The 20485-nt window shown below is 65.1% G+C and carries 20 protein-coding genes; 8 read left to right on the plus strand and 12 right to left on the minus strand.

What is annotated here, in order from left to right; genetic code table 11:
• Nucleotides 1-31: 31 nt before the first annotated feature.
• On the minus strand, nt 32-2866 hold the full coding sequence (polA, locus tag SJY12_RS11400; protein WP_397505409.1) for a DNA polymerase I: 2835 nt from the start codon (nt 2864-2866) through the stop codon (nt 32-34).
• A 245-nt stretch (nt 2867-3111) separates the two neighbouring features.
• Here polA and SJY12_RS11405 point away from each other — a divergent pair, with 245 nt between their 5' ends.
• A complete protein-coding gene (locus tag SJY12_RS11405) occupies nt 3112-3363 on the plus strand; it encodes a hypothetical protein (protein ID WP_397505410.1) in 252 nt (83 codons plus the stop codon).
• Between the two features lie 92 nt (nt 3364-3455).
• On the opposite strand, the gene SJY12_RS11410 is transcribed toward SJY12_RS11405, so the two are convergent.
• Both SJY12_RS11410 and SJY12_RS11415 read right to left on the minus strand, forming a co-directional pair.
• Complete coding sequence (locus SJY12_RS11410) at nt 3456-4430, minus strand: serine hydrolase (RefSeq protein WP_307020024.1); 975 nt, start codon at nt 4428-4430, stop codon at nt 3456-3458.
• Nucleotides 4431-4612: 182 nt separating this feature from the next.
• Nucleotides 4613-5020: a host attachment protein gene (locus tag SJY12_RS11415; protein ID WP_050601737.1), complete on the minus strand. Its 408-nt coding sequence runs from the start codon at nt 5018-5020 to the stop codon at nt 4613-4615.
• Nucleotides 5021-5122: 102 nt separating this feature from the next.
• Between SJY12_RS11415 and SJY12_RS11420 the strand changes: the two genes are divergently transcribed.
• The 4 genes from SJY12_RS11420 (at nt 5123) to SJY12_RS11435 (ending at nt 11152) form a co-directional block, all read left to right on the plus strand.
• Nucleotides 5123-6472, plus strand: coding sequence for a phosphotransferase (locus SJY12_RS11420; RefSeq protein WP_397505411.1), 1350 nt, complete (start codon nt 5123-5125; stop codon nt 6470-6472).
• Nucleotides 6472-7764, plus strand: a complete 1293-nt coding sequence (locus SJY12_RS11425) for an acyl-CoA dehydrogenase family protein (RefSeq protein ID WP_230833928.1) — start codon at nt 6472-6474, stop codon at nt 7762-7764. The genes SJY12_RS11420 and SJY12_RS11425 overlap by 1 nt, the downstream gene beginning before the upstream one ends.
• A 105-nt stretch (nt 7765-7869) precedes the next feature.
• Complete coding sequence (locus tag SJY12_RS11430; RefSeq protein WP_397505412.1) at nt 7870-10092, plus strand: DUF305 domain-containing protein; 2223 nt, start codon at nt 7870-7872, stop codon at nt 10090-10092.
• 1 nt (nt 10093) lies between these two features.
• Nucleotides 10094-11152, plus strand: coding sequence for an endonuclease/exonuclease/phosphatase family protein (locus SJY12_RS11435; protein WP_230833931.1), 1059 nt, complete (start codon nt 10094-10096; stop codon nt 11150-11152).
• Nucleotides 11153-11250: 98 nt separating this feature from the next.
• Here SJY12_RS11435 and groL read toward each other — a convergent pair whose 3' ends face one another.
• The gene (gene groL, locus SJY12_RS11440) at nt 11251-12900 is read right to left on the minus strand and encodes a chaperonin GroEL (protein ID WP_230833933.1); all 1650 of its coding nucleotides are present in this window, start codon (nt 12898-12900) and stop codon (nt 11251-11253) included.
• A 53-nt stretch (nt 12901-12953) separates the two neighbouring features.
• Complete coding sequence (gene groES / locus SJY12_RS11445) at nt 12954-13241, minus strand: co-chaperone GroES (RefSeq protein ID WP_050601743.1); 288 nt, start codon at nt 13239-13241, stop codon at nt 12954-12956.
• 222 nt (nt 13242-13463) lie between these two features.
• On the opposite strand from groES, the gene SJY12_RS11450 reads away from it, so the two are divergent.
• Nucleotides 13464-14297, plus strand: coding sequence for a mechanosensitive ion channel domain-containing protein (locus tag SJY12_RS11450; protein WP_348030966.1), 834 nt, complete (start codon nt 13464-13466; stop codon nt 14295-14297).
• A 1-nt stretch (nt 14298) separates the two neighbouring features.
• Here the strand turns inward: SJY12_RS11450 and SJY12_RS11455 are convergent, their stop codons facing one another.
• On the minus strand, nt 14299-15711 hold the full coding sequence (locus SJY12_RS11455; RefSeq protein ID WP_397505413.1) for an MATE family efflux transporter: 1413 nt from the start codon (nt 15709-15711) through the stop codon (nt 14299-14301).
• 240 nt (nt 15712-15951) lie between these two features.
• Here SJY12_RS11455 and SJY12_RS11460 point away from each other — a divergent pair, with 240 nt between their 5' ends.
• Entirely contained in the window at nt 15952-16617 is a 666-nt protein-coding gene (locus tag SJY12_RS11460; RefSeq protein ID WP_397505414.1) for a hypothetical protein, read from the plus strand.
• Between the two features lie 115 nt (nt 16618-16732).
• On the opposite strand, the gene rplL is transcribed toward SJY12_RS11460, so the two are convergent.
• The 6 genes from rplL to SJY12_RS11490 form a co-directional block, all read right to left on the minus strand.
• Nucleotides 16733-17107: a 50S ribosomal protein L7/L12 gene (gene rplL / locus SJY12_RS11465; RefSeq protein WP_050601748.1), complete on the minus strand. Its 375-nt coding sequence runs from the start codon at nt 17105-17107 to the stop codon at nt 16733-16735.
• A gap of 80 nt (nt 17108-17187) precedes the next feature.
• Nucleotides 17188-17703: a 50S ribosomal protein L10 gene (gene rplJ, locus SJY12_RS11470; RefSeq protein ID WP_050601749.1), complete on the minus strand. Its 516-nt coding sequence runs from the start codon at nt 17701-17703 to the stop codon at nt 17188-17190.
• A 306-nt stretch (nt 17704-18009) separates the two neighbouring features.
• Complete coding sequence (locus SJY12_RS11475; protein ID WP_050601750.1) at nt 18010-18261, minus strand: hypothetical protein; 252 nt, start codon at nt 18259-18261, stop codon at nt 18010-18012.
• Between the two features lie 33 nt (nt 18262-18294).
• The gene (locus SJY12_RS11480) at nt 18295-19044 is read right to left on the minus strand and encodes a hypothetical protein (RefSeq protein WP_397505415.1); all 750 of its coding nucleotides are present in this window, start codon (nt 19042-19044) and stop codon (nt 18295-18297) included.
• On the minus strand, nt 19041-19277 hold the full coding sequence (locus SJY12_RS11485; protein WP_063505725.1) for a helix-turn-helix transcriptional regulator: 237 nt from the start codon (nt 19275-19277) through the stop codon (nt 19041-19043). Before SJY12_RS11485 ends, SJY12_RS11480 begins: the two co-directional genes overlap by 4 nt.
• Nucleotides 19277-19786 (minus strand): DUF2975 domain-containing protein, encoded by a 510-nt coding sequence (locus tag SJY12_RS11490; RefSeq protein ID WP_397505416.1) that lies wholly within the window; start codon nt 19784-19786, stop codon nt 19277-19279. The genes SJY12_RS11485 and SJY12_RS11490 overlap by 1 nt, the downstream gene beginning before the upstream one ends.
• A gap of 210 nt (nt 19787-19996) precedes the next feature.
• Between SJY12_RS11490 and SJY12_RS11495 the strand changes: the two genes are divergently transcribed.
• Complete coding sequence (locus SJY12_RS11495; RefSeq protein ID WP_397505417.1) at nt 19997-20485, plus strand: YybH family protein; 489 nt, start codon at nt 19997-19999, stop codon at nt 20483-20485.

The raw sequence follows: 20485 nt of genomic DNA on the forward strand, positions 1-20485 counted from the left end.
CGCGTGCGCGCGACGAATTCCTCGATCTCGGTCAGTGTGCTGCTCCCCAGCTGGTCCCGGTGCCGATATCGACCCCCAGAGGAATGTCCAGTTTCACCGCGGGTTCGGCGGCGCCCGCCATGACCCGTTCGATCACCGCCGACGCGGCATCGACGTCGCCCTCGGGCAGTTCGAAGACCAGTTCGTCGTGCACCTGCAGCAGCATGCGGACATGCCCCAGCCCAGCAGCCTCGAGCGCGGGCATCATGCGGACCATGGCGCGCTTGATGATATCCGCGCTGGTGCCCTGGATGGGCGCGTTGATCGCCGCCCGCTCGCTCCCCTGGCGCTCCGCCTGGTTCTTTGACGCGATTCGCGGGAACCATGTTTTGCGCGCGAAGAGCGTTTCCGAATAACCGCGCTCGCGCACCTGCTCCAGCGTACGCACGATGTATTTCTGGATCCCGGGGAAGCGCTGGAAATAGGTGTCGATCATCGCCTGCGCCTCGTCCGCCTCGACGCCGAGCCGGCCCGCCAGCCCCCAGCGCGAAATACCGTAGAGGATCGCGAAATTGATCGTCTTGGCGCGCCCGCGCGTATCGCGATTGACCTCGCCGAACATCTCGATCGCCGTGCGCGAGTGGATGTCCTCGCCCTGCGCGAAGGCTTCCTTCAGCGTCGGGACATCGGCCATATGCGCGGCCAGCCGCAGTTCGATCTGCGAATAGTCGGCGGCCAGCAGCACATTGCCTTCATCGGCGACGAAAGCCTCGCGGATCTGGCGGCCGATCTCGGTGCGAATGGGGATGTTCTGCAGATTGGGTTCGGTCGACGACAGCCGCCCGGTCTGCGCCCCGACCAAGCTGTAGCTGGTGTGCACCCGCCCGGTTTCGGGATTGATCGCCTGCTGCAGCGCATCGGTATAGGTGTTCTTGAGCTTGGCGAGCTGGCGCCATTCGAGCACCTTTCCGGCGATCTCCGCGCCTTCGCCCGACAGCCTCTCGAGCACGCTCTGGTCGGTGGAATACTGGCCGCTCTTGCCCTTCTTGCCGCCCTTGTAGCCGAGCGTGTCGAACAGGACTTCGCCCAGCTGCTTGGGGCTGCCGACGGTGAATTCGGTGCCCGCGATGCGGTGGATTTCCTTCTCCAGCCGGGCGATTTCGCCGGCGAATTCTTCCGACAGTTTGGCCAGCCGGGTCCGGTCGACCTTGATGCCGTGGCGTTCCATCTGCGCCACCACCGGGACCAGTGGCCGGTCGACCCGTTCGTAGATGCGCGTACCGCCCTCGGTCGCCAGCCGCGGCTTGAGCGTCTTGTACAGCCGCCAGGTGACGTCCGCGTCTTCCGCGGCATATTCGGTGGCCTTGTCGAGTGGGACCTCGCCGAAGGGAATCGCCTTCTTGCCCGTGCCGCAGATCTCCTTGAAGGTCAGGCAGGTGTGGCCGAGATGGCGGCTCGCCAGCTCGTCCATCCCGTGGCCGCCACCGATCCCGTCGAGCTGGCGCCCGGCGTCGAGATCGAAGCTCATGATCATCGTGTCCTCGACAGGTGCGACGGCAAAGCCGTTGCGCGCGAGCACGTTGAGATCGTATTTGCCATTGTGGAACACCTTGACCACGGCATCGCTGGCGAGCAGCGGCGCGAGCGCGGCGAGCGCAGCGGCCTTGTCCACCTGCTCCGGACGCTCGGCAAACATGTCGCTGCCGCCATGGCCCAGCGGGACATAGCAGGCATCGTTGGGTCCGAGCGCCAGGCTCACCCCGACGAGATCGCACAGCATGCAGTCGAGCGAGCTGGTCTCCGTATCGACCGCGACCAGCCGCGCCGCCATCGCCCGCGCGATCCACTCTTCGAGCCGGTCAAGCGTCTGCACGCATTCATAGGCGCTGCGATCCACTGCGGGAAATTCGGGCAGCGGCTGGCGGTTACCCGCACTGCTGGCCGGCGCGCCGGCGGTTTCGGGCTTGGCCGGATTGAGATCGGTCGCGCGCGAAGGGCTGCCATTGCCGGCCTCGAGCCGCTTGAGCAGGCTGGTGAAGCCATGCTTGCCAAGGAAAGCGGCGAGCGGTTCGGGCGGAACCTCGTCAAGCTTCATGTCCTCTAGCGTGACGGGCAGGCTGCAATCCTCGCGCAGCGTTACCAGCACGCGGCTGAGTTCGGCATCGGCGCGGTGTTCGATCAGCCGCTCCTTGAGCTTGCTCTTCTTCATGCCCTCGGCCGCATCGAGCGCAGCGGTAAGCCCGCCGTGTTCGGCAATCAGCTTGCTAGCGGTCTTGGGGCCGACGCCGAAAATGCCGGGAATATTGTCGACCGAATTGCCCATCAGCGCGAGCACGTTGCCGACCTTGTCGGGCCCGACGCCGAATTTTTCCTCGACCTCGTCGATATAAATCCGGGCATTCTTCATCGTGTCGAGCATGTCGATCCGCGCGCCGTCGCGTTCGCCGACCAGCTGCATCAGGTCCTTGTCCGAAGACACGATTGTGACATGCCACCCCTGGCGCTGGGCTTCGCGTGCATAGGAGGCGATGATGTCGTCCGCCTCGACATCGGGTTCCTCGATGCAGGGCAGGCTGAACGCGCGGGTGGCATCGCGGATCAGCGGGAATTGGGGCACCAAATCCTCGGGCGGGGGCGGGCGGTTGGCCTTGTACTGATCGTAGATCTCGTTGCGGAAGCTCTGGCTCGACTTGTCGAGGATGACGGCCAGATGGGTCGGGCCGTCGGCCTTGTGCAGGTCGTCGGCCAGCTTCCACAGCATGGTGGTGTAGCCATAGACCGCGCCGACAGGCGTCCCTTCGGGATCGGTCAGCGGCGGGAGGCGATGGTAGGCGCGGAAGATATAGGCCGAGCCGTCGACGAGATAGAGATGCGGTGTTTCAGCCATGGTCTGGCGGCTTAGCGAAGGCTCGGCGCAATGGGGAGCGCCTTTTTCCGGCCTGCCCATGGCTATGCACTGCTGCGTGCCACCGGGGGAAATATGACCGAAAAATGGCACCTGCGGCTTTATTCGCTTGCCGTGCCCTATTTCCGCCACTATTTAGACACTGTGAGGCCCCAATTGGGGGTTCGCGCGGGAGGGGGGTAAACCTTCCGAACGCATTCATATTCGCTGTTCAAGGATTTAGAACTATGCGCAAGATCGCTCTTTTCGCTGCTGCTTCGGCCGCTGCCCTGACCCTCGCCGCTTGCTCGGAAGCAACCGAAGATTTGGCTGAAGCAACCGCAGACGAAGCAGTTGCAGACGCTGAAACCAACATGGAAGCTATCGAAGCAGAAACCGACGAAGCCATCGCCGACGTCACTGCCGAAGCCGACGAAGCTGCTGCCGAAGTCGAAGCTGCTGCTGAAAACGAAACCACTGCCGAAGCTGCTGCCGACTAATCGCGCACGCTTCGCGGACGGTTATCGTTCACGAACAGAAAGGGCGGTGCCACGCGGCGCCGCCCTTTTTCGTGTCTGACGTTACGTGAAGCTTATTCGCCGCCGTAATCGGCGGTGGCCCAGTTGCGGCCGTCGTTCATGCTTTGCCCGAACCCGGTGTAGAGCGCCTGCGTAATGCTGGAAATCCGCGCATCACGATTGGCCCGCGCTTCGAGCTTGCGGCTGCGGCTGCCGTTTTCCACCGCCATCGAGGGGCTTTGCCCGGTAACGTAGATGGCGGCCGCGATCGCGCGCCCATCGGGCGTATGGAATATGCCAATATCGCTGGCGGTGCGGGCCAGCGTTCCGGTCTTGTGCGCCAGATTGGCGCTCACCGGAAGGGCCGAGGGCATCCGCCGCTTGCCCGTGGTGGTTTCCTCCATCGCGTCGAGCAGGACCCGGCGTGAATAGTCGCTCAGCCATTTGCCCTGATAGATCCCGGCAAGCAGCTGCCCCATCGCGCGCGGCGTGGCGCTGTCCTTGATATCGACGCTCCACGCGGGGTCGATCCGGCCGTCCTCGCGGATCAGCGTGGCGATGTCGCGCGACAGGCTGAAGCCTTCGATCCCGGCATCCTTCATCCACTTGTTGACAGCGCTCGGGCCGCCGACCGCTGCGAGCAGCGCGTCGGTGCAGTCGTTGCAGCTCTTGCTGATCATCAGGCTGAGGTGGCGGTAGGCCGGCAGATAGGCACCGCCGGGCCGCGGCAGGCGGTACTCGCTCGTCAGGCTCCACCGATTCGCATCGACGCCCGCAAGGAACGTCGCGGCGATCGCGACCTTGCTGGTGCTCGCCATCGGGAAGCGCTGGTCCGCCAGCACGCCCACTTCGCGCCCCGTCGACAGATCGATCGCATAGACGCCGATGCGTCCGTCCGATCCATCGGCCAGCTGGGCGATCTGCTGTTCGAGCGGAGTTGCGTAGACGGCGTCGTAGCTTTGCGGCGTGCGGACATCGGTGCCCAGGACAGTGTCGAACTGGGCTTCGAACCCGGTACCTTGCGCAGCTGCGGGAGCGGCCAGGGCCATTGCCCCGATCGCCAGAAGTCTTCCGAGTAGGTTTGTTCGCATGCTGATCGTTTACACCCTGCGTGGTTAGGCGAAGCTTAACGGATATCCCCGGTAGCGATACAAGCGCGGCGCGACGAAAAGTGTTTCGATCGCGACAGTTTCGCCCCGCACGGTGTCATATTCGTGCGGGGCGATGAAGGTCATGCGTTGGCAATCGCCTGTTCGATCCGGTCGGTGGGTTCGCCGGTCATGGTCTTGTCGATTTCCCCGACCAGCCGTTTCTTGAGCTCGCCATGATAGTGGCGGCGCATCTCGCCCAGCGTCTTGGGGTCGGCAATGACCAGGATGTCGCTGATATCGCCAGCGATCGCCTTGGCATTGAGCCATTCGGTTGCCGCTGCGCCATGCGCGAGCTCTTCCAGGTCGGTGCGTCCCAGCTGCTGTCCCGCATTGTCCTGATGCTTCACCCCGGCGCTGTAATTGGTTGCCGACAGATCGGGTTTCTCGGCCGAGCCGAGCTTGGGTTCGAGCGGCTGGCCGGTATTGCGCATGACAGTGAAATTCTCGCCGTCGACGATCGCGACATGGGCATTGCTGGGAAGGCGCATCGAATGGTCTCCTCTTATTGGTGATTGGTGCACGGACAACGTTCGAACGCCGCAGGAGGTCCGGGCTTGAGCCACGCGGCGTTTGTCTGCACAGATGTGTCCATGGGAGAGATCGAAAGCGCGGGGGCGCTCGAGCAGGGATTGGCCAAGGCGCTGGCGCGTGCCGGCATGGCGGCGCCCGAAGGGGTGCGGCGGCTGACCGGTGGGGCAACCATGGAAAGTTGGCGGTTCAGCAGCGGCGGAGAGGATTTCGTCCTTCGCCGCGCGCCGAGCCTCGCTTTCATGGAAGGCCGCCCCTTTGGTCATGACAGCGAAGCGGCGATTATCGGTGCGGCGCATGCCGCGGGCGTGACCGCGCCCGAGGTGCTGGTCGGCCTGCAGCCGGGCGACGGGATCGGCAGCGGCTTCGTGATGCGCGCACTGCCCGGCACGCCCGATCCGCGGGCGATCCTCGCGATGGACGATCCGGGCCAGTTGTTGCGCGACGTGGCACGCGATCTGGCGAGGATCCACGCGCTCCCGCGCGCCGGTCTGCCGGGAGACGTGCCTGAACTGGACTACGCCGAGGGTATCGAAGGCCTGGCCGAACAGTTCGAGGAAGCGGGCGGCGACCGCCCGATCATCGCGCTGGGCCTGCGCTGGCTGCGCGAGAATATGCCCGACCGGGTGGAGCCGGTGCTCAACCATGGCGATTACCGGCTGGGCAATTTGCTGGCGCAGGATTCGCAGCTGACCGGCGTGCTCGACTGGGAACTCGCGCATTTCGGCGACCGGCACGAGGACCTGGCATTCGGCTGCATGGCGGTGTGGCGCTTTGCCCGGGTCGACCGCCCGGCATTGGGGCTGGGATCGCTGCAGGACTATGTCGCGGCCTATGAGGCGGAGAGCGGGGCCAGGGTCGATGCCGGGCGGTTCCGCTTCTGGCTGGTCTATCGCACGGTGTGGTGGGCGCTTGGATGCCTGCGGATGGCGAGCTTCTGGCGCAGCGGCGATGACCGCATGCTCGAACGCGTGGTCATCTCGCGCCGGACCAGCGAACAGGAACTCGACCTGCTGCTGCTGCTCGAAGAGGATGCGCCGGAGGCCGAACAGGCCCGCGCCATGCCGCCGCGCGATGCGCTTCCCGAACCGCTCGGCGAAGCCAGCGCGGGCGAGCTCGCCACTGCCGTGGCCGAATGGCTCGGCAGCGTGAAGGACCGGATGGAAGGCCATGACCGCTTCCAGCTCGCCGTTGCGCGCAATGCGCTGGGGATGATCGCCCGCAATGATGCGGCGGCTACGCAGGTGGAAGACGACATGCTCGCGCAGGATGTGCTCGACGGCCGCGCCTCGCTGGCGACGCCGGGACTGCTGGCGATGCTCCGCCGCGCCGCGCTCGACAAGCTGGGGGCCGATGTCCCGAAATACCCGATGCTGGCGCTGGCACGGAAAAAATGGACGGGAGAGGATTGATGGATTTCGCGATACCGCAGGACTTAGAGCACTATTACGCCGAGCTCGAAGCCTTCATCGAAAACACGATCGACCCGATGGTGGCCCGAGATGACAACATCCGTTTTTTCGACCACCGCCGCGAAGACGCGCGCACCGACTGGGAACGCGGCGGGCTGCCCAGCCATGACTGGGAAGAGCTGCTGCGCGAATGCCGCAAGGCGGCCGACGAGGCTGGCCACTGGCGCTTCTCCGCCCCGAAAAAATACGGCGGCAAGGACGGTTCGAACCTGTGGATGGCAGTGATCCGCGACCGGTTTGCGCAGCGCGGGCTGGGCCTGCACAACGATCTGCAGAACGAACATTCGATCGTCGGCAATTTTCCCTTCGTCGCCATGTTCGAGACTTTCGGGACCGAAGAGCAGAAGCAGGAATTCATCAACGGCGGGTTCGAAGGCACGCGCCGTGTCGCCTTCGGACTGACCGAACCCGATCACGGTTCGGACGCGACCTGGATGGAAACGCGCGCGGTGCGCGAGACACGCGACGGGGTCGACGGCTGGCGGATCGATGGCGAGAAGATGTGGATCACCGGCATGCATGTCGCCACGCATTGCGCGATGTTCGCGCGGACCAGCGGCCACAACGGCAAGCCCAGCGGGATAACCTGCTTCCTCGTCCCCAATCCCACGCCCGGCCTCGAGATCGAGGAATGGATGTGGACCTTCAACATGCCGACCGACCATCCGCGGCTGTCGGTGAATGACGTCTGGGTGCCCGATTCCGCGATCCTGGGGCGCGAGGGCGGCGGGCTGGCGCTGGCACAAAGCTTCGTCCACCAGAACCGCATCCGCCAGGCCGCCTCCAGCCTTGGCGCGGCGCAATACTGTATCGAGCAGAGCGTCCGCTATGCCCGGACCCGCAAACCCTTCGGCGAGGAGCTGGCCAAGAACCAGGCGATCCAGTTCCCGCTGGTCGAGCTCGCGACCCAGTGCGAGATGCTGCGCCTGCTGATCTACAAGACCGCGTGGGACATGGACAACATGCCGCACGAGGACATCGAGAAGACCATCTCGGACAAGGTGTCGATGTGCAATTACTGGGCGAACCGGCTGGTCTGCGAAGCCGCGGACCGCGCCATGCAGGTCCACGGCGGCATCGGCTATTCGCGGCACAAGCCGTTCGAGCACATCTATCGCCACCACCGCCGCTATCGCATCACCGAGGGCGCAGAGGAGATCCAGATGCGCAAGGTGGCGGCCTATCTGTTCGGCTATATGGGGCCGCGGCGGGGCAGCTTCGACGAAGCCTGATCGGTACGGTCTGTCGATGCTCGTACGCCCGCCCGGTCAATCGGCGCTTGACCCGGGCGGGCGGGCAAGGCCTTGTAAGCGGCAGATATTCAGGGGACCCATACGATGACACCGACACTTCGGACACTGGCTGCCGGCCTGTTGCTTTCCACCGCCACCACTGCGCTCGCGCAGCAGGCTCCGATCGTTCTGCCCGGTGCGCCCGGCGCCGCGCCGCGGGTGATCGACGAAAACGAAGCCACGCGCCTTTCCGACACGCGTTTTTCACCCGCCGATGTCAAATTCATGCAGGACATGATCGTCCACCACCAGCAGGCGGTCGATCTTGCCGCGCTGGTCGAGGGCCGTAGCAACAATTCCGATATCGTGGCGATCGCGGGGCGCATCGATGCCAGCCAGGCCGATGAAATCGCCTTCATGCGCGAATGGCTGGCCGAACGCGGGCAGCCCGCGGCGATGCAGCATCACGCGGGAATGGATCATGCAGCGCACCACCTGATGATGGGCATGGCCACGCCCGCGCAGGTGGCCGAACTCGGCACGCTGGAAAGCACTGCATTCGACCGCCTGTTCCTGCAGCTGATGGTGCGCCATCACGGCGGCGCGATCGACATGGTCGAAACGCTGCACGACCAGCCCGGTACTGCCTACGATCCGGTGATGTTCGAATTCACCAACGACCTGGTCAAGGAACAGCAAGCCGAGATCGACCGGATGAACGCGATCCTCGCCGAATTGTCGGACGACCCGCGGGCCAATCTCGCGGCAGGCTTTCGCGATGCCGAGGAGGCGATCAGCAATCTGCGGCTGGTCGCCGCGCTGCCCAAGCCGACCGGGTTCTACGATCCCGAGAACCCCGCGCAGCTTGCGCCGCGTATCGCGGAAGACGCCGAAGCCGACGAGGCGGGTGATCTGGTCGATACCGCGCGCCCCGATATCCGCGAGGAAGAGGACGAGGACGGCAATCCGCGCTTTGGCGAGCGCGGCTCGCTGCTGAGTTTTGCCAACACTGACATGGCGTTCAGCGGCGATCTTCTGGTCGCGGGCAATTACCACGGCTTCAACGTGTACCGGTTGGGCGATGACGGGATCCCGCAGCTGGCCAGCTCGATCGTCTGCCCCGGCGGGCAGGGCGATGTCTCGATCGCGGGTGATCTGCTGCTGATGAGCGTGCAGGACAGCCGTGCGCGCAAGGACTGCGGCCTGCAGGGGATCGAAAGCAACATCAGCGACGAGCGGTTCCGCGGCCTGCGCATCTTCGACATTTCCGACGTCACCCGCCCGCGGCAGGTGGGCCAGGTTCAGACCTGCCGGGGCAGTCACACCCATTCGATCGTCAGCGCCGACGACCAGCGGCTGGTGGTCTACAATTCGGGCACCAGCTACGTGCGCGACGATCGCGAACTGCCCGGCTGTTTCGAACGCGGCGGCGACAATACCGCGCTGTTCAGCATCGATGTGATCGAGATCCCGCTGGCCTATCCGGCCGCCGCGCGGATCGTCGACAGCCCGCGCATCTTCGCGCAGGACGGGCGGATCGCCGGCCTGTGGCGCGGCGGCGACCATGGCGAAGGCACGCAGGAAACACGCGTGACCGACCAGTGCCACGACATCACCGTCTTCCCCTCGCTCAATCTCGCCGCGGGCGCGTGTTCGGGCAATGGCATCATTCTCGACATCGCCGATCCGCTAGCGCCGAAACGGCTCGACGACGTTACCGACACGGGCTTTGCCTACTGGCATTCGGCCACCTTCAACAACGATGGCACCAAGGTGCTGTTCACCGACGAATGGGGCGGCGGCGGGCGGCCGCGCTGCCAGGCGGGCGACCCGATGACCTGGGGCGCCAATGCGATCTATGCGATCGAGGATGGCAAGCTCGCCTTCCGCAGCCTCTACAAGCTGCCGGCCCCGCAGAGCGACGTGGAGAACTGCGTCGCGCACAACGGTTCGATCATTCCCGTGCCGGGCCGCGATATCTTCGTCCAGGCATGGTATCAGGGCGGCATTTCGGTGATCGATTTCACCGATGCGGAAAACCCCTTCGAAATCGCCTATTTCGACCGCGGCCCGGTCGATGCGGACCAGCTCATCACGGGCGGATACTGGTCGGCCTATTGGTACAACGGCCGCATCTACGCCACCGAGATCAGCCGCGGGCTCGACGTCTTCGCGCTATCGCCGAGCGAATTCCTGACGGCGGAGGAAATCGCCGCGGCGGAAGCGGCGCAATACGATGGCGGCGTGTTCAATCCTCAGACGCAGACGCAGGTCAGCTGGCCCGAGGCGGCGAGCGCCGCAGCGGCGGCCAGCCGGAAGGGCGGATAGGATGGCCGCCCGCGAACGGACCCGGGGCAGCGGCCGGACACGCGCCGCGAAAATCGTGATCGGCCTTCTCGTGCTGCTGGTTGGCACTGCGCTGATATCCTTGCTCGACACCAATCGCGGCTCGGTCCGCATGCTCGACATGGTCCGCGAACCCTCGGTCTATCTGGCGGCGGCGTTGGCGGTGCTCGGCGTGATCCTGGCGCGCAGCCGCGCCGTCGTGGTGGTGGGCCTTGCCGCAATCGCCATCGGCATCAACATGTGGCGGCTGTGGCCCTATACGGCGCTTGCCGCGACGCAGGTTCCGCTACCCGACGAAGTCGACGGGATGAGCTGTGCCCGGCTGCTGTCGTTCAATGTCCTGCAGGGCAACGACCGGCACCGCGATACCGCCCGGCTGATCGAGCGGGTCGATCCCGACATCCTGCTGCTGATGGAAACCGACCAGTCGTGGCTCGACGCGCTCGAACCGCAGCTTTCGCGCTATGGCTACCGGCTCGACCGCCCGCTCGACAACAAATACGGCATGGCCTTCGCCACCCGGCTGACGGTGGATCGCGCCGAAATGGTGGCCAACACCAGTTCGAACACGCCGACGCTCTATGCCACGCTGCGGATGGGCGACGGGGCGCGGTTCGAAATGATCGGCCTTCACCCGCGGCCGCCGCTGCCCGGCCAGTCGACCGAAAGCCGCGACGCCAATATCGCGCAGGCGGGTGCGCGCACGCCCGACGGCCTTTCGAACGTGCTCGCCATCGGCGATTTCAACGATGTCCCCTGGTCCAACACCACGTCGCGTTTCGTCGCCGAAGGCGGCTACCGCGATCCGCGCGCGGGCCGGGGCAGTTTCGCGACCTTTCCGGCGGACTATGCCTGGATCGGCTGGCCGCTCGACCAAATCTTCGTGAAGGACGGGGTGAAGGTGGAAGAGCTCGAGATCGGCGATGATGTCGGGTCCGATCACCTGCCGCTGATTGCCAAGGTGTGCGTGGATCCGATGTCGGCCGATGCGGATATCGAGGGATTGTTCGCGCCGGACACCGCGCCAGCGGGCGAGCTCTAGCGGCAGCGTCCGGCAGCGCTTGGAGCCCCAATCAAAAAGGCCCGGCAGGATCGCTCCTGCCGGGCCTCTTCATGTGACCTGTCGGTCGGGGGCGGGGCTTAGAAGCCCATGCCGCCCATACCGCCCATGCCGCCCATGTCGGGCATTGCCGGGGCGCCCGACTTGTCGTCGGGCTTCTCGGCGATCGCAGCCTCGGTCGTGATCAGCAGGCCGGCCACCGAAGCGGCGTCCTGCAGCGCGGTGCGCACGACCTTGGTCGGGTCGATGACGCCGGCCTTGACCAGGTCTTCATAGGTGTCGGTCGCCGCATTGAAGCCGAGCGAGGTATCGTTGGCATCGGTCAGCTTGCCGGCAACCACCGCTCCGTCATGGCCGGCGTTCGAGGCGATCTGGCGGACCGGAGCCTGCAGCGCACGACGGATGATGTCGATGCCGCGGGTCTGGTCGTCATTGGCGCCTTCGAGGCCGTCCAGCGCCTTGGTGGCGTAGAGCAGCGCGGTACCGCCGCCCGGGACGATGCCTTCTTCGACGGCTGCGCGGGTTGCGTGCAGCGCGTCGTCGACGCGGTCCTTGCGTTCCTTCACCTCGACTTCGGTCGCACCGCCGACCTTGATCACGGCAACACCGCCGGCGAGCTTCGCCAGACGTTCCTGCAGCTTTTCACGGTCGTAGTCGCTCGACGTGTTGTCGATCTGCGCGCGGATTTCACCGACGCGAGCCTTGATGTCGCCTTCCGAACCGGCACCGTCGACGATGGTCGTGTTGTCCTTGTCGATGGTGACGCGCTTGGCTTCGCCGAGCATGCCCAGCGTGACGTTCTCGAGCTTGATGCCGAGATCTTCGCTGATCATTTCGCCCTGCGTCAGGATCGCGATGTCCTGCAGCATGGCCTTGCGGCGATCGCCGAAGCCCGGAGCCTTCACCGCTGCAACCTTGAGGCCGCCGCGCAGCTTGTTGACCACGAGGGTGGCCAGCGCTTCGCCTTCGATGTCTTCAGCGATGATCAGCAGCGGGCGACCGCTCTGAACAGCCGCTTCGAGCACCGGCAGCATTGCCTGCAGGTTCGACAGCTTCTTTTCATGGATCAGGATGTACGGATTTTCGAGTTCGACCGTCATCTTGTCCGGGTTGGTGATGAAGTAGGGCGACAGGTAGCCGCGGTCGAACTGCATGCCTTCGACGGTTTCGAGCTCGAATTCGAGACCCTTCGACTCGTCGACGGTGATCACGCCTTCCTTGCCGACCTTTTCCATGGCTTCGGCGATCTTTTCGCCGACTTCACGGTCGCCATTGGCCGAGATCACGCCGACCTGCGCGATTTCTTCGCTGCCCGAAACGTCCTTCGAACGGCCCTTGAGGTCTTCGACGACCTTGGTCACGGCGAGGTCGATACCGCGCTTGAGGTCCATCGGGTTCATGCCCGCGGCAACCGACTTCATGCCTTCGGTCACGATCGACTGGGCAAGAACGGTTGCAGTGGTGGTGCCGTCACCGGCGGCGTCGTTCGCCTTCGATGCGACTTCCTTGATCATCTGCGCGCCCATGTTCTCGAACTTGTCGGTCAGTTCGATTTCCTTGGCGACGGTGACGCCGTCCTTGGTGATGCGCGGGGCGCCGAAGCTCTTGTCGATCACGACGTTGCGGCCCTTGGGGCCCAGCGTGACCTTGACGGCATTGGCGAGGGTGTCGACGCCGCGCAGGATGCCTTCGCGCGCGTCGCGGCCGAACTTTACGTCCTTGGCTGCCATTGGTGTTTCTCCTGGAATTCGTGTGTCTGGGGGAAAGCGTCAGGATCCGGCGATCAGCCGATGATCCCCATGATGTCGCTTTCCTTCATGATCAGCAGGTCTTCGCCATCGAGCTTGACCTCGGTGCCGGACCACTTGCCGAACAGCACGCGGTCGCCTGCCTTCACGTCGAGCGGGGTAACCGTGCCGTCTTCCGCCTTGGCGCCCGAACCGACGGCAACGATTTCGCCTTCGCTCGGCTTTTCCTTGGCGCTGTCGGGAATGATGATCCCGCCGGCGGTCTTTTCTTCGGCTTCGATGCGACGGACCAGTACGCGGTCGTGCAGCGGACGAAATGCCATGATGATGACCTCTCTCTGTAAGAGTTGAAACATGCTTTGGCACTCCCATGCGGAGAGTGCCAGCGAGGCGCATTTGGGGATGCGCCGAAGCCGAGTCAACGGGTTGCCGGACAAAAATTGAACTCATCGGCAGGTGCCGCGTTGGGGGTGGCAAGAAGCGCGCGCCCGTTGCACCGGGCCGCGCCGCGAACTGCCAGAACGCCGCGAAAGGGCTGCAACCGAATGACGACCGACCAGACGATAGCCGCATTGACGATTCCGGAACAGATCTGGCTGTGGTTGCGGCTGCACATGATGGACATCGCCGGGGCTTTCGCCGTGCTCATCATCGGGCTGGTGCTGGCCGGGATCATATCGCGCTGGGTCGAACGCGCCATGACCCGCTCGTCGCGGTTCGAACCGACCGTCGCCAATTTCCTGTCCAGCGTGGTGAAATATGCGCTGTGGGCGCTGGTGCTGGTCACCGTGCTCGCGCAGTTCGGAGTGGAGACCACCAGCATCCTCGCCGCGCTCGGCGGGATGGCGCTGGCGGTGGGCCTCGCGCTGCAGGGCACGCTCAGCAACGTCGCTTCCGGGGTGATGATCCTCGTCCAGAAGCCGTTCAAGGTGGGCGAGGCGATCTCGGCCGGCGCAGTGACGGGAACCGTCCAGCAGATCGGCCTCTTTACCACCGAGCTCAAGCAGTTCGACGGCCTGTTCGTGATGGTGCCCAATTCGGAGCTGTGGAACCAGGCAATCGTCAACTTCACGCGGCATGCGACCCGCCGGCTCGAACTCGTGGTGGGCATCGGCTACGGCGACAGCATGGATCAGGCGCGGCGCGAACTGCTGGCGCTCGCCGAGGCCGACGACCGCGTGCTCGACGATCCCGCCCCGGTGACCTTCGTCAATTCGCTCGACGACAGTTCGGTCGGCATCGGCATGCGTGTCTGGTGCAAGACGCCCGACTATCTCGGGCTGTCGTGGGACCTCACCGAAGCGGCCAAGGCGCGGTTCGACGAAACGGGCATCTCGATCCCCTTCCCGCAGCGCGAGATCGTCCAGCGCAGCGCGTAATTCAGCCCGGGAGCGGGCGCCGGGTCAGGCCCAGCCGCTCGCGCCGGTGCCAGCGCCAGCCCAGCAGCACCGCTGCAACGGTGAGGCCGGTGGCAAGGCCGATCCACACGCCAACTCCCTCGAGCGGGGTCAGGAACCCGAGCACCAGCGAGGTCCCGATCCCGGGGACCCAATACGCGAAGGCCGCGATCCACATCGGAATGCGCGTATCCTGCAGCCCGCGCAGGGCGCCCGCAGCCACCGCCTGCATCCCGTCGACCAGCTGGAACGCCGCTGCGATGACGATGTACTGCAGCGCGAAGCCGACCAGCACCGCGTTCTTGGGGTCCCATGGATCGACATAGATCGCGATGAGTGGCTTGGGGATGATCACCATCGCCAGCGCGGTGAGCGCCATGAAGCCGGTGCCGACGACGATCGCGGTCCAGCCCGCGCGCTTGACCCCCTCGGGGTCGCGCGCGCCGTAGAAATAGCCGACCCTTATGGTCGCCGCCTGACCGACCCCGAAGGGCACCTGGAAGGCGAGCGCGGCGATCTGCAACGCCACGGTGTGCGCAGCCAGCTGGCTGGCGCCGATATTGCCCATCAGGAAGGCCGCCGCCCCGAAGATACCGGCCTCGGCAGTGATCGTCAGCGCGATCGGCGTGCCGACACGGACGATATGCATGAGCCGCGCCCAGTCGGGCGACCACCAGCGACCGAAGACGTGGTAGCGGTGCAGTTTCTTGTCCAGCCGGATCGCGACCACATAGGCGGCCAGCGTGGTCAGCGTGGTGAAGATCGTTGCCACCGCAGCGCCCTTCAGCCCCAGCTCGGGCGCGCCCAGATTGCCGAAGATGAAAGCGTAATTGGCCAGCGCATTGACGAAAATGCCGCCCGCGGTGATCGCGGTGGCGAAGATCGGCCGGTCGAGCGTGGAGACGAAACTGCGCAGCACGTTGCAGAACAGCATCGGGACCAGGCTGACCACCAGCAGCGTGTTGTATTCTATCGCCATGGCGATGATGTGCGGCTGCTGGCCCGTCACGCGCATCAGCGGGCCGAGCAGCAGGCACACGCCGATCCCGGCAGTGCCGGAAAACAGTGCCAGCCACAGGGCCATGCGCACCGATCGGCGGACCGCTCGCAGGGCCGGGGCCCGTTCGCCCAGTTCGGCGGCAGCTACCGGTGCGACCGCTCCGGTCAGGCCCGACAGCGCCCACAGCACCAGCCCGAACAGCGCGACCGCCAGCGCCGACGCGGCGAGCTGGTCGTCACCCAGCCGCGCAATGAAGATCACATCGATCGCATAGGTCAGCATCTGCAGCAGGTTCGCTGCTGCCAGCGGCCAGCTCAGCCGCAACGTGGCACGCAGTTCGGCGCGCCAGCCATCGCCGCCACGGGGCGGGGGCTCCATGGCGTATGCGTTCGTCATGCAGCCGGACCGGATAGGGGCAGGGCTGCGGGTGCTCAAACACTAAGTCCCGGCGTTGACCAGAACGCAGCTCGGGTGCGCCCGCCCGGCCACACTCAGCGGCATCGCCCAAGGGGATCGCGCGGCGTGCCGGGCGGATGGCGCTACGCTATCGGATCGGATCCGGATGCAACAGGATTGGCCAGCGGGTGTATGGCAGGCTCATATGAAGTCCATCTCGCACAAGTGGGGAGCGCGCATATGGGAGTTTCCGCCCTTGCCGACCATGCCGGCATCCTGCAGCAATTCGTCAGCCGGTTCGGCGAAATTCGCCTGTTCTCGACCAGCGCCGCGGTGGTCACCTATCCCGCGCCGCTCTACAACGTGATCGGCAGCACGGACGATCCCAAGGTGCCCGGCTACTCCAGCTGGACCAGCCTGCTCCAGGGCAAGGGGATCGGCGTCGGCAGCGACAATCACTGCTATGTCGATCCGCAGGTTCCCGACCGGTCGCATCCCGGCTTCCAGGTCGGCGGACACATGACCCCGAACCAGGACGGAAGCGTCCCCGCGTCCCAGACCTGCTATCTCATGCCGCTGTGCAAGCTGCACAACGGGAAGGGCTACAACCACGTAGCGATGTCGCATTCGCTGACGCAGATCCTCGAACTCAGCGGCTATATGACCGGCGAACCGGCCGCCACCTTCCTCGCGCGGATGGGGGGCGAAGCGCCGGCGGCGCTCGTTTTCGCGGACGAGGAAGGGGTCGGTTTCCAGACGCTGTCCGCCGAGGATTTCGTCCGGGCCAAGGAAAGCACGATCGCCGAAGCGCTGGGGGCGAATGCGCCGTCGCGGCATATCGTGCTGCACCGCCGCCGCGACGGGGACTCGGTCTATTACACCGTGGAGCACGCGCAGCTGGACTGATCCGAGCCGCTTGCGGGCACCGGCCAACAACGCAAAAGGGCGGCGCCTTGCGGCACCGCCCTTCCGTGATCTCGCGAAACGAGATCGAAGCGTAAGCGCCCAAACGGGCAGTCGCTTACTTGAGCTCGACGGTACCGCCGGCTGCTTCGATCTTGCCCTTGATTTCTTCGGCTTCTGCCTTGTTGACGCCTTCCTTGAGCGGCTTGGGCGCGCCTTCGACGAGAGCCTTGGCTTCCGAGAGGCCCAAGCCGGTGATGGCGCGGACTTCCTTGATGACCTGGATCTTCTTGCCACCGTCGCCGGTCAGGACGACGTCGAATTCGTCCTTTTCTTCGGCTGCGGGGGCGTCACCACCGCCGGCGGGGCCAGCAACAGCAACGGCAGCGGCGGCGCTTACGCCCCACTCTTCTTCAAGTGCCTTGGCAAGCTCAGCGGCTTCCAGGACGGTCAGCTTCGACAGTTCTTCAACAAGCTTGGCGATATCGGCCATGATGTTTCACTCCAAAATTAGGGCCGGGGTTCCCGAAGGTATTGCCCCGATGAATATATGTTCGTGCGTCGAACCAGCTCTTACGCGGCTTCCTTGGCGCCATAGGCACCGAAGACACGAGCGAGCTTGGCTGCGGGGGCGTTGACGACCTGGGCAACCTTGGTTGCCGGTGCGTTGACGAGACCCACAATCGTGCCACGAAGTTCGTCGAGGCTGGGCAGCGAGGCGAGTGCCCGTACCCCTGCTTCGTCGAGCTTCTGCGCGCCCATCGAACCACCGAGAATTTCGATCTTGTCGGTGGTCTTGGCGAACTCCACCACGGCCTTGGCCGCGGCGACCGGATCTTCGGAATAACCGAGAGCGGTCGGACCGGTCAGGAACTCGTCGAGTCCCGTGTAGTCGGTGTCCTTCAGGGCGAGCTTGGCGAGACGGTTCTTGGCAACCTTGTAGGTCGCACCGGCTTCACGCATCTTCGTACGCAGTTCGGTGGACTGATCCACCGTCAGCCCCAGATTGCGGGTGACAACCACCACGCCGGACTGGGCGAAGACTTCGCTGAGCTGGGCGACCGCGTCGGCTTTCTGCGAACGATCCATGCCATACTCCTTCACTATGGCCGCGCCGGGAGAACCCGCCGCGACCGGCTACGTTTGTCCGTTCCGGCGAACCGGGACGGGCGAGTCCGTTGATGGGGAAGGAGTGCGCCAGTTGGCGCGAAACGGCGCCGAAGCACCGGAAATCTCTGTTCCCCGCCTAGGTTGGAGATTAAGAAAGCGCCAATTCGCCTTCACCAACTGTCTCGGACGGATGCAGGGCGGAATCGAAAAGACCCGCCGTTGCGTGGCGGGCCTTTAGCGGTTTGGTTGCTGCGGTCAAGCCTGTCCGGCGCTTCCGCGCGGGCATCACATTGCGGCGTCGTCGTCCATCGCGGTCTCGTCGGCCGCGTCGTCGTCGCCCATCGGCTCCATGTCCGATTGCAGCAGGCCGTCTTCGCCGGGCTCGTAATCCAGCGGGCCGTCATCGGGTGCATCGGCAGCGGGCGCGGTGGTGGTGTCGTTGCCGAGATCGGCCGTGTCGCTGCCGTCGATCGGTTCGCCGCAGGCGCCAAGCGTCAGCGCCAGGGGAAGGGCGGCAAGAAGTGCGGTCTTGTTCATGTCTATTCTCCTGCGTGTGCGACGAAAATGGACCTATTCGGCGATTGTTCCCGCTGCGGCCCGCTGCCGCTGCGGGGCGCCGGGCAGCGGCGCGGGGCGGGTGGCGATCACGTATTGGGCGCAAATCATGACCAAGGCGAGCCATGCGGTCACCACGCTGTCGAGCCCCAGCATCACCCATTTGGTCGCATCCCCCGCGACGAAGATGGCCCCGATCCCGAGCGCGTAATGCACTGCCATCAGCGGGAGCATCGCGGCCAGCGGGAAGAGGATCGCGAAGACCGCGTCGCGCGCCATTACCCGGATCGACTGCAGCGGGCTGATCAGCGTGCCCAGCGGTGCGGCGACGACGAAGCGCACGATCAGCGGCATGAAGATCAGGCCGAAGACGAAGAAGCCGATGGCGATCGGTCCGCCGGTCCAGACATAGAGGCCGAGCCACGCGAACAATGCTTGCAAGCCGATGACGAGGCCGAACAGCGCGCTGGCGGGTTTTTCCAGCCGGACGGCAAAACCGCGATCGCCCTTGCTGTGCAGCCAGCGGATGAGGAAATAGGCGGGCAGGCCCAGCGCGATCGTCTTGAAGAAGCCGGCCAGGATCCGGTCCGGGTCGTTCTCTGCCAGTTGCGCGGCTTCGACGCCGGCATACATGCCGACACGCATCTCCACCACGTGCTGGACGAACTCGGCCAGCAGCGGAATGGCCGCGGCGAACGGCAGCGCGGCAGCGAAGGCGAGGCTGCGGGTATGAACGGCGCGGAAAGCAGGCAGGAAAGTGGTCATTGGTCGATTCCCCCGGTTTCGGAATAGATCAGCAGATCGCCCGGCTGGCAGCGTAGCTCGCGGCAGATTGCCTCCAGCGTGGAAAAGCGGATCGCCTTGGCCTTCCCGGTCTTGAGGATCGAGAGATTGGCCAGAGTGAGTCCGATGCGGTCGGAGAGTTCGGTCAATGTCATGCCGCGTTCGCGCAGCAGTTCGTCCAGCCGGACGGCGATGAAGGAGGTCTGGTCCGTCATCAGACAGTGCCTTCGAGATCGTCGCGCATCGCCGCCCCTTCGCGGAATACATGCGCCAGTACGAACAGCAGCGGCACCGCGACCCAGCCGGTCAGCGAGAGCGACCAGCCGAAGTATTCGCCGGTGGCCGCGCTGGCCCGTACCGACAGCCAGCCATAGACGAGATCGGCCAGGTTGATTGCCAGCAGGCACCAGCCGATGGTCCGCAACCGGACCGCGTTGGCTTCGCTCAGCGCCGTGCCTGTACACGCGTCGTGCACCAGCCCGGCCAGGCGGGTCAGTATGCGATCTATCGCGAGCGCCATTGGCAGAACCAGTCCGGTAACGCCGAGCAGGTAGCCGCGCACCTGCGCTCTCACCGCGAGATCGCCTTCGACACCGGCCAGCACCGAGGTCCCGAGACCCCCGGCATCGGTCAGCAGTGCCACGAAAAACAGCGTCAGCAATGCGGCGACGATCCAGTTGACCCAGCGGAAAAACCTGAGCCCGGCGAGGATGAAAACGTACACGGTGCGATCTCCAATATCGAAAAACGATATGACCTGCCGATTCCTTATCGTCAATCGATAATATCGGGAATCGATAAATCCTCGCTGGCAAGCCGTTCGCCGCTTGCCGCATGCCATTGGTGGAACAGCGGTCGCGGCTGCCGGGCGGATCGGCCATCCGGACTTCCGGCTCGCTGGAGGTATGGGATGCCGCGCTTCGCGTTATTGCTGATGGCCATGATGCTCGGCGCTTGTTCGCCGGAGGATTGCGCGCAGCCGGAGGGCGTCGAACCGCGCCCGGCCGGGAGCCTGACCTCGGGCGACCGTGCGGCGCTCCGCGCGCTCGACAAGGCCTATGCGAAAGCGTGGCTGGTTCCCGACGCGGCGGCGCGCGAGCAGGCGCTCATGGCGCTGTTTGCCGAAGATGCGGTCGTCTATCCGGGCCATGGCACTTCGCCCATCGACGGCAAGCTGCGCCTGCGCGCATTCTGGTTCGCCGAAGAGGGCCAGCCGGCCGCGGTCGAGTTCATCGAGCACGACACTCTCGCCATCGAAGGGTCGATCGCGCTCGCGGCGATCACCGGCCACAGCCGGATCGCCTTCTTTTCGCGCGGGACGCGGGTTGCGCAGGAGGGGCATTACATCATCCATGCGCGCCCCGACGACCAGGGTTACTGGAAAATCGAACGGATGATGTGGAACGCCCGCGCGCCCGAATAG

It is taken from the genome of Qipengyuania sp. R86523 (assembly GCF_044596365.1).
GTDB lineage: Bacteria > Pseudomonadota > Alphaproteobacteria > Sphingomonadales > Sphingomonadaceae > Qipengyuania > Qipengyuania citrea.

Excerpts from the sequence above, each read along its gene's own strand:
- polA (WP_397505409.1), bottom strand. The coding sequence starts at position 2,866 with ATGGCTGAAACACCGCATCTCTATCTCGTCGACGGCTCGGCCTATATC.
- SJY12_RS11405 (WP_397505410.1), top strand. The coding sequence starts at position 3,112 with ATGCGCAAGATCGCTCTTTTCGCTGCTGCTTCGGCCGCTGCCCTGACC.
- SJY12_RS11410 (WP_307020024.1), bottom strand. The coding sequence starts at position 4,430 with ATGGCCCTGGCCGCTCCCGCAGCTGCGCAAGGTACCGGGTTCGAAGCC.
- SJY12_RS11415 (WP_050601737.1), bottom strand. The coding sequence starts at position 5,020 with ATGCGCCTTCCCAGCAATGCCCATGTCGCGATCGTCGACGGCGAGAAT.
- SJY12_RS11420 (WP_397505411.1), top strand. The coding sequence starts at position 5,123 with ATGGGAGAGATCGAAAGCGCGGGGGCGCTCGAGCAGGGATTGGCCAAG.
- SJY12_RS11425 (WP_230833928.1), top strand. The coding sequence starts at position 6,472 with ATGGATTTCGCGATACCGCAGGACTTAGAGCACTATTACGCCGAGCTC.
- SJY12_RS11430 (WP_397505412.1), top strand. The coding sequence starts at position 7,870 with ATGACACCGACACTTCGGACACTGGCTGCCGGCCTGTTGCTTTCCACC.
- SJY12_RS11435 (WP_230833931.1), top strand. The coding sequence starts at position 10,094 with ATGGCCGCCCGCGAACGGACCCGGGGCAGCGGCCGGACACGCGCCGCG.
- groL (WP_230833933.1), bottom strand. The coding sequence starts at position 12,900 with ATGGCAGCCAAGGACGTAAAGTTCGGCCGCGACGCGCGCGAAGGCATC.
- groES (WP_050601743.1), bottom strand. The coding sequence starts at position 13,241 with ATGGCATTTCGTCCGCTGCACGACCGCGTACTGGTCCGTCGCATCGAA.
- SJY12_RS11450 (WP_348030966.1), top strand. The coding sequence starts at position 13,464 with ATGACGACCGACCAGACGATAGCCGCATTGACGATTCCGGAACAGATC.
- SJY12_RS11455 (WP_397505413.1), bottom strand. The coding sequence starts at position 15,711 with ATGACGAACGCATACGCCATGGAGCCCCCGCCCCGTGGCGGCGATGGC.
- SJY12_RS11460 (WP_397505414.1), top strand. The coding sequence starts at position 15,952 with ATGGGAGTTTCCGCCCTTGCCGACCATGCCGGCATCCTGCAGCAATTC.
- rplL (WP_050601748.1), bottom strand. The coding sequence starts at position 17,107 with ATGGCCGATATCGCCAAGCTTGTTGAAGAACTGTCGAAGCTGACCGTC.
- rplJ (WP_050601749.1), bottom strand. The coding sequence starts at position 17,703 with ATGGATCGTTCGCAGAAAGCCGACGCGGTCGCCCAGCTCAGCGAAGTC.
- SJY12_RS11475 (WP_050601750.1), bottom strand. The coding sequence starts at position 18,261 with ATGAACAAGACCGCACTTCTTGCCGCCCTTCCCCTGGCGCTGACGCTT.
- SJY12_RS11480 (WP_397505415.1), bottom strand. The coding sequence starts at position 19,044 with ATGACCACTTTCCTGCCTGCTTTCCGCGCCGTTCATACCCGCAGCCTC.
- SJY12_RS11485 (WP_063505725.1), bottom strand. The coding sequence starts at position 19,277 with ATGACGGACCAGACCTCCTTCATCGCCGTCCGGCTGGACGAACTGCTG.
- SJY12_RS11495 (WP_397505417.1), top strand. The coding sequence starts at position 19,997 with ATGGCCATGATGCTCGGCGCTTGTTCGCCGGAGGATTGCGCGCAGCCG.